Raw genomic sequence first — 13472 nt, 5'->3', positions numbered from 1 at the left:
ATGGTCGGAAGCATATACTGCAACTCCGGGTCCCACATCATCCACTTGCTGTATGACCGTATCCTTGACCACGCAGTCCGAACTGCTCAGAGAGCTCTACGCGGGGGTGATCGAGGTGCCGCCGTGGGAGCGCTTTCTGGACAGGGTGCGTGGTGAAACCGGCAGCCTGGTTGCGCTGATCATACTGGCGCCGCCCAATTCGCCGGCCGTGAACCTGCTCAGCGTCGTCGGTGGCCGGCCCGAGATCAGCAGTGTCTATCGCGAGCAGTTGTTCGCGCATGAACCCATGCTGAACCTTCCGGAAGGGCAGGTCATGAGCCTGCACGAGTTCGTCGGTGCACGGGCGATCGAACAGAATGCCTACTACAACGACTTCATGCGCACCTGGGGAATTGGCTTCGTGCTTGGAGCCGATGTGCAGACACAGGCTGGCTACAGCGCACGGCTGCGCCTGTGTCGAGGGCCGGAAGGTGGTGATTTCGGTGGTCCGACACGTGAACTGGTCGAGGCGCTGGTGCCTCATCTGCGCCAGGCCGTCGAGATATTTGATCACGTGCATCGGTTGCAGGTGGAGGGAATCGAGTTCAACGACGCGCTGGACGGGCTTGGTGTCGCGACGTTCCTGCTCGATGCGACCGGTCGCATCGAGCAGCCGAACCGCAGTGCCATGGCGCTGCTTTCTTCCGGCGCCGGTCTGACGGTGCGCCATGGACGACTGCTGCTCGCCAGCGACGCAGCGCAGCAACGGCTGCTGCGGATTCTCGACGACGCGCGCAACGCGAGCGAGGCGCAGCTCGACCGACGCAAGCGCTTGCCCGAAGTGATCACGATTGCTCGCGGTCCGGGGTTGCCTGGTATGGCACTCGCGGTGCGGTTGTTGCGATCGCCCGCGGATCTGCGTGCCGATCACGCACCGGTCGTCGCGGTGTATGTCGGGCAGCCCGAGCCTGGAAGTCCGATACCGGCGGAGCTGGTGCGTGAACTGCTCGGTGTGACGCGCGCCGAGGCGCAGCTCGCGGCCAGGCTCGCGAGCGGGGCAACCATCGACGAGGCGGCAGCCGATCTGCAGATCACGCGGGCAACGGCACGCACCCAGTTGTATTCGATCTTCAGGAAGACAGGGCTGCATCGCCAGTCCGAACTGGTGTCGCTGATTGCGCAGACTTCGGCCCGCTTGCCGCAGGGAAGGGCGGGACAGTGACGAATCGGCTTGCCCGTGGCCGCCGAAGTATCGAGAATGCGCAGCCTGACCGAAATGCTGCGGAGAGTCGCCTGCAATGAGTGATATGCCACCCGATCGCCTGTGCGTGAACCCGAGTAGTCCGTTTCATTCCAAGAACGCGCTCGAGCGTGGCGTAGGCATTCGCTTCAACGGCAAGGAGCGCACCAACATCGAGGAATACTGTGTCAGCGAGGGGTGGGTGCGCGTACCGGCAGGCAAGGCAGTGGATCGCAAGGGCAACGCCATGACGATCAAGCTCAAGGGCGTTGTGGAGCCGTACTTTCGTGATGTGACGGTGGCTTGACCGGGTCTGATGTGCGATGTTGGTGAACATCAGCGCGGTCACATTTCTTCGAGTGATGAAGGTGAGAACATGGCAATCGAGATCAAGGAATCGTTTCGCGTAGCTGCTCCGGTCGAGAAGGTCTGGAACTTCATGAAGACGCCAGAAAGCCTGGCTGGCTGCATGCCGGGTGCTTCGTTGGCGCGCATGATCGACGACAAGAGCTTCGTCGGTACCGTGAAGCTGAAGGTGGGGGCGATCACGGCGAGCTACGATGGCACGATGACGTTCACCACGCTCGACGACGCAGCGCATCAGTTGACGCTGCTTGCGGAGGCAAAGGAAAAGGGTGGCGGGACCGTGACGGGTACGATTTCGGCGAATCTGGAAGCCTTGCCGGACGGTTCGACCGATGTGCGTTGCGAATCCAACGTGGATCTGACCGGGCGCATCGTCCAGGTCGGACGCGGCATGATCGAAGGCGTCTCGAAGCAGGTGATCCAGAAGTTCGTCGCCAACGTGAAAGCTTCGCTGGAGACCGCAGAGGCTGCTGCTGCCGGCGCTGCAGGTGCTGCCACCGAGGCGGGTGCGGCGAGCGCCGCTGCTCCGGTAGCGCCACCGGTGGTCAAGGAGGATTCGATCAACGTCCTGGAAGTCGTGTGGAACGTGATCTGGGGCGCGATCCGTGGTTTCTTCCGGCGTCTGTTCGGGCGTTCCTGAAACGGGGCAAGACGAGAAATCCGGCTGGTTCGTCAACCGAGGATGTCGCAAAACGTTGCGAGGTGCGTGACAACGCCTTCGCACCGGTGGGACGCCGTAAATGCATCCCCGCAGGTTCGAGTGCCGCATCCCTGCGGCACACGCCTCCCGATGCGAAGGCGTCGTCACGCTCCGGTCATGTCATCAAGGGGCAAAGGGTTTTTGCGATAGTCTCGACAAGGGCGCCTACGACTCCGCCGGATGGATCAGGGTTGCTGCCATTGCGCGCCGGCAGGCACCAGGTAGCAGAGCTCCAGCCGGCGGCTGGCGAACTTCCACACGCCGTCTTCGCGCACGTAGCGATCCTCGTAGAAGCCGGCTCCGATCAGGCTCTGGCCGTCACGCCGGCAGCGCAGGTCGAGGTAGCAGACTCCGTTGGCGCGGTCCCCGTCGAGCGTGATCACGTGGTTGTGCACATAGGGCTGCAGCAGCGAGTCGCCCGCGACCTTCTCGCCGTATACCGCGCGCAATCGCTCGATGCCTTCGATACGCCCGTCCGCTCCGAGGTCCATGACACCATCGCGGGCGAACAGCGCCACGGCTTCCAGTGGCTGGCGTTGCCATACATGATGTGCGTAGCGCCGTGCCAGATCGCGGATCGCCTCCAGATCGGCGAGACGGCGGACGGTATCGGTGATGTCGTCCAAGCACGTGCCTCCGCGTGCAGGCGGCTGCCGGGGGCGTTCAGCCTTCGATGATGCGGATGCGATCGACGACCAGCTCAGCGACGTCGAAGACCTTGCGTTCCTCGCTGTGCTTGCCCGCGCTGGCGGTCAGCATCAGGGTACAGAAGGAGCACGAGGTTGCGATCATGCCGGCACCGGTATGCATGGCTTCTTCGGTGCGTACATCGCTGATACGCGCGGTACCGCCCTGGCCGCCCCAGTAGTTGCCGCCGCCTGCGCCACAGCAGAAGCTCTGCTCGCGTGCACGCGGCATCTCGATCAGTTCGCCTATGGCTGCGAGCGCGCGTCGCGGCTGGTCGATGATGCCGTTGTGGCGCGCAAGGTAGCAGGGGTCGTGGAAGGTGATCTTTTCGTCAGTACGCGATGCGATCTGCAAGCGCCCGTCTTCGATCAACTGGTCGATCAGCACCGAATGCGGAATCGTCTGCCAGTTGGCGCCAAGTTCCGGGTAGTAGCGGTCGAAGCTGTTGAAGCAGTGCGCACACATCGTGATGACTTTCTGCACCTGCTGTCCGTGCAGTTGCTCGATGTTCTCCTGCGCCATCTCGACGAACTGCATCTCGTTGCCCATCATCTTGGCGGGGTCGCCGGTGCATCCGGACTTCTCCAGAACTCCCCACGACAGGCCTGCCGCATCCAGAATGCGCGCCATCGCACGTGCGACTTCCTGCCCGCGCGGCTCGTAGGCGTTCGAGCAACCGATCCACAGCAGGTATTCGGTCTTGCCCGGTTCGAAGATCGGCACATCGAGTCCGCTGCGCCAGTCGGCAAAGTTCGCGCCGGTGCCGACGAACGGATGCCCGCGTGACTCCATGTTGCGGTTCGCTGCCGCCATCGTGTCCGGCATCGAAGACAGTTCCATCACGAAGTGACGGCGGAATTCCAGGATCACTTCGGCGGGGTTGTTGCTGACCGGACAGACCTGCACGCAGGCGGCACAGGTGGTGCAGTTGAACATCGCCTCGCGGCCAAGCACGTCGATCAGCGAGTCGTCGTCAAAACGGTTGTCGGCGATGAACTCGGCACAGGTCGTCATCACCTTCTTCGGTGACAGGTCCTTGCCCGTCTGCGCGGCAGGACAGACTTCGTGGCAACGTCCGCACCACAGGCACGCCGACGCGTCGAGCAGGTTTTTCTGCGTGAGATCGGTGAGCCGGGCCGCCCCGAATCGTATCGGGTTGCCGTCGGTGTCTTCTTCGACGTCGAAATCGATCGCCGGCAGGTTCACACCGTTGCGCCGGTTTGCCAGCGCCGAGTTCACCGGGCCGAGCAGCATGTGCGACATCGGGGTCCAGGCGATCAGCGCGAGGAACGCCGAACCGAACAGGCTATGTACCCACCACAGCAGCTTGAATCCGAACAGGCGTGCATCGGGATCGCAGTGCTCGCGCAGGAAGGCACCGAGCGTGTTGCCCACGAATTCGCTGCCTCCGGTTGGCTCGACCGCCAGCCGGAAGCCTTCGGCCACGAAACCAAGGATCACCGTGATCAGGATCAGCGCTTCCATGCGTTCGAAGCCCTTGCGGGTGGCGCGTGCCGTCAGGCGCTCCGGCGGAAAGAATCGACGCACCAGGAAGAACAGCACCCCGAGGAACATCAGTATGCCGGCGATCTCGCGCCCCAGTTCCATGACCAGGAAGCCGAACCAGCCGGTATAGACCGGTACGCCGAGGAAGCTGAGTGCGTACACGGCGTGGCCGAAGATCAGCACCAGGGCGCCGGAAAACAGCATTCCGTGCGCGATACCGGACCAGCGCCGATCCTTGAGACGGGAAGTGAACATCGCCCGCGACACGAAGGCGGGCCAGTTGATCCTGTCGGATACGCTGGCGCGATCGACACGTGGCCCGAAAAGGGGCTTGCCGTGCTCGACGCGCTTCCAGTGTGCAATCAGACCGCGCCCCAGGCTGGCGAGCGCTCCCGCCAGCACCAGGGTGAGGAGGAGGTAGTTCACAGCGGATATTTCGGGCATTGCGGAGGGTCCGTCTCGTTAATGCGCCGAAGTATATCCGCTGCGTTGCCTCATTTCTTCAGGATGGCGGCGGTCGCGTTGCCGCCGAGGCCGAGCGTCTGCGCCAGTCCGACGCGTGCATTCGGCACTTGCCTTCCGCCCGACTGGCCACGCAGTTGCCAGGTCAACTCGGCGATCTGGAACACACCCATCGCGGTCGTTGCCTCACCGAAGGAGACGAAGCCTCCCGATGGGTTGATCGGCATGCGACCGGTCGGTGCGGTCTCTCCCGCCACCAGCAGGCGCTCTGCCTCGCCCGGCTGACACAGACCCCATTCCTCGGGGAACGCCAGTTCGTAGTAGCAGGTGTTGTCCTGCAGCTCGGTGACGCTTACGTCCCGCGGGCCGATCCCGGCAAGCTCGAAAGCCCGCGTCACGGCGGCGCGTGCCTCGGTGTGCAGACTCGCACCTTGCGGTGCCGGGCCAGCGAGGCCGCGTGGCAGGGCATCGTCGAAAGTCATCGTTGCGACCGCACTCGAAGCGACCAGAACCGGATTGCTGGTGAACTGCTTTGCCTTCGCCCGTGAGCAGATCACCACCGCTGCAGCGCCGTTCGACACCGGACAGATCTCGAACAGGCGCAGCGGGTTGCTGACGTATGGTGAAGCCAGCACTTCCTGCAGGCTGACTTCCTTCTGGAAGCGTGCATACGGGTTGTGCACCGAACATTTGCGTGCCTTGACCGTGACCTGTGCAAACTGCTCCTCGGTGGTGCCCATCTCGTGCATGCGCCGGCGTGCCAGCGTGGCCCAGAACGATGGACCAGGCATGCCGACGCAGCGCTGGCGCAGGAATTCGGGGTCGGTGACTTCCTCGACACCGGATGTCTGGATCATGCCCTTCGGCATCACCTCGCCACCGACGACCAGCACCATGTCGTAGACGCCGCCGGCGACCATCGCGTAGCCGACGTTGAACGCGTTGCCACCGGCAGCACAACCGGCCGACATGTTGTAGACCGGAACTCCGGTCGAACCCATGTCCTCGACTACGTCGTTGCCGTTGAGTCCCCAGCCCTTGCCGCCCGAGAACCGCGAGCTGGCAGCGCATACGGCCTGGATCTGCTTCCAGGAAACACCGGCGTCGGCCAGAGCCTGGTCGACTGCGTGGCGGCAGAGTTCGGTTACGGACTTGTTTCCGACGATATCGTCACCGGTCTTTCCGAAACGGTGGAGACCGACTCCCAGTACGGCGACTTCCTGCATCTCAGTTACTCCTTCCCGCATCTGCTGCGAGCTGCCTGAATTTCCACGAAGTGAACGCCTTGCCGTCCTCGTGGTAGAGGGTGCCGATCACGAGTTCGACGCGCGCATCGACCGTCACGTTCGCCGGTTGGTCGACCATCTGGCCGATCATGCGCAGCCCGCAGTCGAGATCGACCACGCCGATCGCGTAGGGGACAAAAGGCTTGTCGTACTTGTGCGGTGGGGGCGGTGGAAAATCGGCAACCGAGAAGCTCCACAGCTTGCCGGCGCCGCCGAAACTGCAGTCCTCCATCCGCGAATCCGTGCAATCCGGATTGTGGCACGCGGCCGAGCGCGGGAAATACGGTGTGCCGCAACCGGCGCAACGCGAGCCGTGCACGCGTGCCACGCCGCCTTCCTCGCTGAACAGCCCTGGTACACAGGGTACTTTCTCTTCCGACATGCTGAACCTCCTTCAGCTCTTGTTGGCCTTGGCGATCTTGATCAGTTCCGGCATCACCTCGAGGCAGTCCGCTGCGATGCCGTAGCGCGCGTACCTGTAGATCGATGCGTCGCGGTCCTTGTTGATCGCGACGAGGGTCTTCGCTGCAGAGCAGCCAGCCATATGCTGGCTGGCCCCGGAGATGCCCACCGCGATATAGAGGCCGGGGCGAGTGATCTTGCCGGTCAGTCCGACCTGGCGCGAGGAGTCGATCCAGCCGTCATCGACGATTGCACGCGAGGCGCCGTGCATGGCGCCGATCAGCCCGGCGAATTCCTTCACCATTTCGTAGTTCGCGGCGCTGCCGAGTCCGCGTCCGCCCGAGACGATGATGTCGGCATCCTCGAGGCGCGGGCCGGTGGCCTTCGGCGCCGAGACGACGGCGAATCGCTCGGGCGTTGCCGGCCCGGCGGCGATCGAGCGCGTGACCGTGCTGGTCGGTGCAGAGGCAGGCTCGGCGAGCAGGGTGGTGCTGACGATAGAGATCACGTTCACGGGTGCGGCGAGTCGGTACACCACGTGGGTATCGCCGCCATAGGCCGTGGCGCGAACGTCGAGTCCGCCACCGTCAGCGACGCTCACGTCGAAGCCGTTCGTGACCACCGGCACGCCCAGGCGCGCGGCGAGTCGCGGTGCGATCAGGCGCGCAGGCAGCGTCTGGTTGAACAGAATGGTCTGCGGCTTGTGCTCGGCACAGTACGCCGCGATGGCTGCGACGAGACCGTCTGGTCCCGACGGAGCTTCGGCAACGCGATCCAGATGCACCACGCCATGCTGCGGTGCGATGCTTGCTGCGGCTTCGCCAAGCGCGCCGATCACCAGCCAGTCCAGTTCCTGGCCGGTTGCTTGCGCGACACGGCGCGCCAGCGACAGCGTCTCCTCGGTGCCACCCTCGATGGCATCACCCCAACTGCACAGCACGACGCTCATGGCCCGGACTCCTTGCGTTTTTTACCGGTGGCACAGTCTAATTGCCGCCATTCGCGGGCGGCCGATTCGCGGCGAATCATATCCGGACTTGAGCGTCTCATATCCGGACAGGGTGATACAGGGTCCAGCGGCTGCGGTGTATGTTGTCCCGCGCCAGTCATGTCGATGCTCGGAGGGCTTTGTGACTGCCTCTCGAGCCCGGCAGGCGCATCCGGACGCACGCGATGACATGAATGGGAGAGGCGCCACACTCCCGCGTGGCAGAGACGAAAACAGGCGGCTCCCGCAGGACGATGGGGAGCTGCACCAGATTATTTCGACAGGGTGAGTTTATGGCGATTCTGAAGGCGGGTACGCGGATGCGCAGCGCCGTGTGCAAGGCCGAAGTGATGGTGATTGCAGCGCCGGCGGGCGAGGTAGAACTGAGCTGTGGCGGTGCGCCGATGGTCGGCAGCGCTGAAACACCTCCTGCGGGTGGGGCTCCGGCTGCCGGTGCCGATGCGGGTACCTTGCTCGGCAAGCGGTACGTGAACACGGCCGGTGATCTCGAATTGCTGTGCGTGAAGCCCGGTGACGGCTCACTGGCAGCCAACGGTGAAGCGCTCGTTCTGAAAGAGGCCAAGCCGCTTCCATCGTCCGACTGACTCCGGTTCACTGCGTGCGCTGACGATGACGCACGCAGTGCATCGACGTGGTTGACGAGGGCTATCTTCACTGCCCGCTGCAGAAGCGCCCCTCCGTGTTGGCGGAGCACCCCGCTGAACAGACCAGAGCCGCGAGCACCACAATGACCACGACCAGCAAATTTCACTCACGAAACCGCATTTCATTCCACTTTCCCCCGGCGCGCATCGCGGTGAACGGAAGCGCGGTCGGGCAGATACCGGCGCAGGCCTGGATCGGTGGTGTACGTGGCGAGCGGCGGTCCTCGCTGTCATGAGCTTGGGCACCGTCTCCGCACTGAACGGCTTGCGGGTGCTCGAACTCGGCGGCCCCGAGGGCGCCTATTGCGGCCGCCTGCTGGCTGATCTGGGTGCCGAGGTGATGCGTCTGGAGCCACGCGGTGGCGATGCCGTGCGTGGGCTCGCCCCGTATCCGCCGGGTACGTGTTCCGATGGTTACATCGAGCGCTATGTGAATGCCGGCAAGACCAGCGTGACGCTCGATCCGGAGACCCATGCCGGACGTGAGTTGCTGCTCGAGCTCGTGCGCAGCGCCGATCTGCTGATCGAGACCCTGCCACCGGGAAGACTGGCGGCGCTGGGGCTCTCGTGGGAGCGTCTGCACGAGGTGAACCCGGCGCTGGTGCTGACCTCGATCACCCCGTTCGGCCAGAGTGGTCCGCACCGCGACTATCCGGCGGCAGACATCGTTGCGATGGCGATGGGAGGGGCAATGGTCGTCACCGGTGACCCGCGCGACCCCCCGGTGGTGCTGGCTGGTGAGCAGTCGTTCGTGGTGGGGTCTACGCTGGCCGCGGTAAGCAGTCTGGTTGCGTTGCGTCATGTGGCCGACGGTGGCGCGGGTCAGCACATCGATATCTCGTTGCAGGAAGCGATGCTCGCGGCGAGCAGTATCTGTGGCATCGGCAAATGGCTCGACGACGGCCTGGTGCCGAAGCGTTTCGGTACGGCCACGTTTTCTTCGGTGCCTTCCGGTACCTATGCGTGCGCCGATGGCGAGATCTTCCTGATGGTCAACCGCCCGTTGCACTGGAAGACGCTGGCGCGCTGGGTGCATGAGACGACCGGTAACGAGGAAATCCTCGATCCGATGTTCGAAGGGCCATCGCTGGTGCGCCAACCGTACCGCGAACTGATCGACATCTTCATCGGTGAACACGCCGCGCGCTTCACGGTCGAGCAGCTCTACCGCGAGGCGCAGGAGCGCCACCTCGCGATGACGCCACTGTATTCACTGCGCGGCGTGGCACATGACCGGCATCTCGCGGCGCGCGACTTCTTCGTCGATGTGCCGCAGGCCGACGGCAGCACGCTGCGTTTTCCCGGACCACCGTACCGATTTTCGCGTACGCCGGCGCGGATCGCGCACGGTTCGCCGCTGCCGGGTTCCGGTGACGCCGCCCTCGCGCGCTGGCGTGCGAGGGCACCGCACCCGATACCGCGCACGCACAGTGCCCCGCCTGACGGACCGCTGGCGGGGCTGCGTGTCGTCGAGTTCACTGCCGGGATGGCGGGTCCGTGGATCGGACGTTTTCTCGCCTGGTGCGGCGCCGACGTGATCAAGGTCGAATCGAAGGCATTTCCCGACGTGACCCGGTTGTACATTCCGCCGCGTGAACCCGAGCGCGGGATCCAGCCGCAGATGTCGCCGTGGTTCACCGACTGGAATGGCGGCAAGCGTTTCGTTTCGCTCGACCTCCTGAATCCGCGCGGAACCGAACTGGCGCGCCGCCTGGTTGCAGCCAGCGACGTGGTGATCGACAACAACAGCACCGGTGTTCTCACCAAGCTGGGACTCGGGTTCGACGTGCTGGAGCGGCTGAAGCCCGGGCTCGTCCTGTTCAGCAGCACCGGTTATGGCGAGAGCGGTCCTGACCAGCACTACGTGACCTGGGGGCCGAATATCGAGACCCTGTCCGGAATCGGCACGGCCTCGGGTTTTGGGCACCGCGCCTGCACGATGACGCAGTTCGCGTACCCGGACCCGTTGAGCGCGCTGTACGGGCTGGTGGCGATCCTCGCGGCGTTGCGTCACCGCGACGCGAGCGGACAGGGACAGCGAATCGATCTCGCACAGCTCGAGGCGACGATTGCCTCGATCGGTCCGCTGATGCTCGAGGCGCTCGCCGAAGACCGTGACCCCGAGCGCCAGGGCAATGCAGCGCGCACCCATGCTCCCCAGGGCTGCTATCCCTGTCTCGGCGACGATCGCTGGTGCGTGATCGCGATCAGGGACCAGGCGGCCTGGGAACGCTTGTGCATCATCACCGGGAACCAGCAGTGGCGTCATGATCCGCGCTTTGCCGACGTGGAGGCGCGAATCGCCAATGCAGCAGAACTGGACACGCTGATATCCGGATGGACCGAGTTGCACGATCGCTACGACGTGATGCACCAGTTGGCGCGTGCCGGGATTGCTGCCGGGGTGGTACAGGATGTAGAGGATCAGCTCGAGCGGGATCCGCATCTGGAGGCGCGCGGTTATTTCGAGCGCATCTTCCATCATGCCAAGGGAATGGTGCTTGCGCCGGGAATTCCACTCGGACTGAGCGGCACGCCGGGGCGCACGCGCGACGCCGGTCATGCACGGGGGCACGATAACGAGGACGTGTTTCGCGACCTTCTCGGACTGTCTGCAGAAGAGTACGATGCGGCGGTCGTGGCAGGCGCGATCGAGGTGGAGAACGGACAGGCGCAGTCAAGCTGACGATGTCCGTATCGGATACCTATTTGGCCGGTTCAGGTGCGCTGCGGCGCTGATCCCGCAGCAGCTCACCTCGTTACAATCCAAGTTTTACCGCACAAGCGCAGACAGGACGGGGACAGCACCATGGACTTCGAGTTTACCGCTGAAGAACGCGATTTCATCCGCCAGGTCAAGGAATTCCTGCGCGAGAACCACGACCCGCTCGTGATGGACGTTACGCGCGAGAACATGGCGCAGGTCTGCGATACCCCGGAGCGCCGCGCATTCATGAAGAAGGTCGCCGAGCGCGGCTGGCTCGGTCTCACCTGGCCGAAGGAGTACGGTGGCCAGGATGGTGAGGGCTTCTTCGAATACCTGCTGAACGAGTTGCTGTCCTCGGTGGGGGCGCCGCAGATCGGCAAGGGTGTGGGCATCATCGGCAAGACGCTGATCAAGGTCGGCTCCGAAAAGCTGAAGAAAGAGTTCCTGCCGAAGATCCTGGATGCCGAAGTCGAGTTTGCCGTCGGTTACTCGGAGCCGTCGGCCGGTTCGGATTCTGCGGCGATGCGCCTGCGCGCCGAGCGCAAGGATGCTGGCTGGGTGCTGAACGGCCAGAAGATCTTCACCACCTCGGCCCACTTCGCCGACTGGTACTGGGTCGGTGCGCGCACCGATCCGGATGCGCCGAAACATCACGGCATCTCCCTGTTCCTGGTGCCGATGAATCATCCGGGACTCACGATCCACCCGATGCCGACGATGGGCGGCGAGCGTACCAACGGGGTGTTCTTCGACGACGTCTACGTTCCCGACGAATACCGGGTGGGCGAACTGAACAAGGGCTTCCAGTACATCGCCGAGGCGCTCGACATCGAACGCTTCACGCTGTTCACGTTCGCGCCGATCCGCGGACGTGTCGAGTTGCTGTGCGATCATGTGAAGACCGCTACGCGTGATGGCAAGCCACTGAAGGATGACCCGGTGATCCGTCAGCGCATCGCGCAGCTCGCCACCGAGTGTGAAGTCGGCAAGCTGCTCGGCGTGAAGTTCGTCTGCACCGCGATGCACTCGAACAAGACGCCGACCGTGGAGGCGTCCTGCTACAAGTTGTACGCGACCGAACTCTCGTTGCGTGTCGCCAACGCGACGATGGATATCGTCGGCCCTGGTGCGCAGCTCGCGCTGGGCACGCCGGACGCGCCACTCGGAGGGCGCTCGGAGAGCTGCTACACGTATACCGTGATCGACACCATCGGCGGCGGCTCTTCGGAGGTGCAGAAGAACATCATCTCCAAGCGCGGCCTCGGCCTGCCGAAGAATTTCTGAGCGGGAGAGTCGCGCGATGTCGTTCCTGCAGGGATACAAGGTGCTTGATCTGGCCAGCGTGGGCCCGGCGGCACGTGCCTCGCGCATCCTGGCCGACTACGGCATGGAGATAATCAAGCTGGCGCCGGTATCGGCCAAGGGCGGCAAGCAGACCGAACCGCTCTACCATGCCTATGGCGCGGGACGTGGTACGCGACGCATCCGGGTCGATCTCGCAACGGCCGAGGGCAAGGCGGTAGTGCATCGGCTCGTGAAGAACGTCGACGTGCTGATCGAAAGCTACCGCCCCGGCGTAGCCAAGCGCATCGGCGTAGGCTACGAGGAGCTCAGCCAGATCAATCCGCGCCTGGTCTACTGCTCGACCAGCGGCTACGGTCAGGATGGTCCCTGGTCGCAGTGGGCCGGACACGACATCAACTACCTTGCGATGGGTGGCTTTCTGCATTGCAGCGGCCGTATGGCCGACGGGCGTCCGGGGATGCCGGGGGCAACGGTGGCGGACAGCGCGGGCGGGGGCATGCAGGCAGCGATGGCCGTGATGGCTGCGCTGGTCAACCGCTTGCGCCGTGACGAGGGGGCGTATCTGGACGTCGCCATCACGGACGGTGTGCTGAACCTGACTTCGCTGTATATCGACGAGTATCTTGCGACCGGTGTCGGTACCGGTCCGGAAACCACGCTGTTGACGGGCAAGTTTGCCTGCTACGGCATCTACGCCACGCGTGACGGCAAGGCGATCGCGGTCGGTGCGATCGAGACTCACTTCTTCGCCAATCTGTGCCGGCTGCTCGGACTCGAGCAGTACGCGCCGCTGCAATACGATGCGTCCCGTCAGGAAGAGATCAAGGCAGCGATGCGGGCGGTGTTCCTGACCCGCGATCGTGATGAATGGACCGCGCTGCTCGCGGGCGAGAACACCTGCGCGACCCCGGTGCTCGATATCCCGGAACTGACGCGCAGCGAACATTTCGCCGCACGCAACACCTTCATGCAGGCGCATCATCCGGTACACGGGAGCTTCCGCCAGCTCGGTCCGATACTGGCAGGCAATCCACGCGATCTGCCGACGCACCAGGTCGCGGCACCGGGAACCACGGATACCGATGGCGTGCTGGCCGCGGCCGGTTTCGATACGGCCGAGATCGCGCGTCTGCGCGACACCGGTGTCGTCGAGTGAGTACACCGCAGTCCCGGAGAATC

Annotated in this window: 12 protein-coding genes; 7 read left to right on the top strand and 5 right to left on the bottom strand. The window is 64.1% G+C overall.

Annotated features, from left to right (window positions below):
• Window positions 1–52 precede the first annotated feature (52 nt).
• The 3 genes from H7A12_07745 (at window position 53) to H7A12_07735 (ending at window position 2225) form a co-directional block, all read left to right on the top strand.
• Window positions 53–1201, top strand: coding sequence for a helix-turn-helix transcriptional regulator (locus tag H7A12_07745; protein ID MCP5320705.1), 1149 nt, complete (start codon window positions 53–55; stop codon window positions 1199–1201).
• Window positions 1202–1277: 76 nt separating this feature from the next.
• Entirely contained in the window at window positions 1278–1526 is a 249-nt protein-coding gene (locus H7A12_07740) for a DUF3297 family protein (GenBank protein MCP5320704.1), read from the top strand.
• A gap of 69 nt (window positions 1527–1595) precedes the next feature.
• The gene (locus tag H7A12_07735; protein MCP5320703.1) at window positions 1596–2225 is read left to right on the top strand and encodes an SRPBCC family protein; all 630 of its coding nucleotides are present in this window, start codon (window positions 1596–1598) and stop codon (window positions 2223–2225) included.
• Window positions 2226–2470: 245 nt separating this feature from the next.
• Here the strand turns inward: H7A12_07735 and H7A12_07730 are convergent, their stop codons facing one another.
• The 5 genes from H7A12_07730 to H7A12_07710 all read right to left on the bottom strand — a co-directional run bounded on the left by H7A12_07730 (window position 2471) and on the right by H7A12_07710 (window position 7577).
• Complete coding sequence (locus H7A12_07730; protein MCP5320702.1) at window positions 2471–2911, bottom strand: nuclear transport factor 2 family protein; 441 nt, start codon at window positions 2909–2911, stop codon at window positions 2471–2473.
• A gap of 37 nt (window positions 2912–2948) precedes the next feature.
• Window positions 2949–4904 carry a 4Fe-4S dicluster domain-containing protein gene (locus tag H7A12_07725; protein MCP5320701.1) on the bottom strand — a complete coding sequence of 652 codons (1956 nt, stop codon included), beginning with the start codon at window positions 4902–4904 and terminating at the stop codon, window positions 2949–2951.
• Window positions 4905–4972: 68 nt separating this feature from the next.
• A complete protein-coding gene (locus H7A12_07720; GenBank protein MCP5320700.1) occupies window positions 4973–6166 on the bottom strand; it encodes a transporter in 1194 nt (397 codons plus the stop codon).
• 1 nt (window position 6167) lies between these two features.
• Window positions 6168–6608 (bottom strand): OB-fold domain-containing protein, encoded by a 441-nt coding sequence (locus H7A12_07715; GenBank protein ID MCP5320699.1) that lies wholly within the window; start codon window positions 6606–6608, stop codon window positions 6168–6170.
• A gap of 12 nt (window positions 6609–6620) precedes the next feature.
• Window positions 6621–7577 carry an electron transfer flavoprotein subunit alpha/FixB family protein gene (locus tag H7A12_07710; GenBank protein ID MCP5320698.1) on the bottom strand — a complete coding sequence of 319 codons (957 nt, stop codon included), beginning with the start codon at window positions 7575–7577 and terminating at the stop codon, window positions 6621–6623.
• A gap of 341 nt (window positions 7578–7918) precedes the next feature.
• On the opposite strand from H7A12_07710, the gene H7A12_07705 reads away from it, so the two are divergent.
• From H7A12_07705 to H7A12_07690, 4 genes are all read left to right on the top strand, one after another.
• Window positions 7919–8221, top strand: a complete 303-nt coding sequence (locus H7A12_07705) for a hypothetical protein (GenBank protein ID MCP5320697.1) — start codon at window positions 7919–7921, stop codon at window positions 8219–8221.
• A 292-nt stretch (window positions 8222–8513) separates the two neighbouring features.
• On the top strand, window positions 8514–10967 hold the full coding sequence (locus H7A12_07700; protein ID MCP5320696.1) for a CoA transferase: 2454 nt from the start codon (window positions 8514–8516) through the stop codon (window positions 10965–10967).
• A gap of 123 nt (window positions 10968–11090) precedes the next feature.
• Complete coding sequence (locus H7A12_07695; protein MCP5320695.1) at window positions 11091–12272, top strand: acyl-CoA dehydrogenase family protein; 1182 nt, start codon at window positions 11091–11093, stop codon at window positions 12270–12272.
• A 16-nt stretch (window positions 12273–12288) separates the two neighbouring features.
• Complete coding sequence (locus H7A12_07690) at window positions 12289–13449, top strand: CoA transferase (protein ID MCP5320694.1); 1161 nt, start codon at window positions 12289–12291, stop codon at window positions 13447–13449.
• Window positions 13450–13472 lie beyond the last annotated feature (23 nt).

Source organism: Pseudomonadales bacterium, assembly GCA_024234165.1.
Taxonomy (GTDB): Bacteria; Pseudomonadota; Gammaproteobacteria; order Pseudomonadales; family UBA5518; genus UBA5518.
This window is presented reverse-complemented; position numbering and strand designations above follow the sequence as displayed.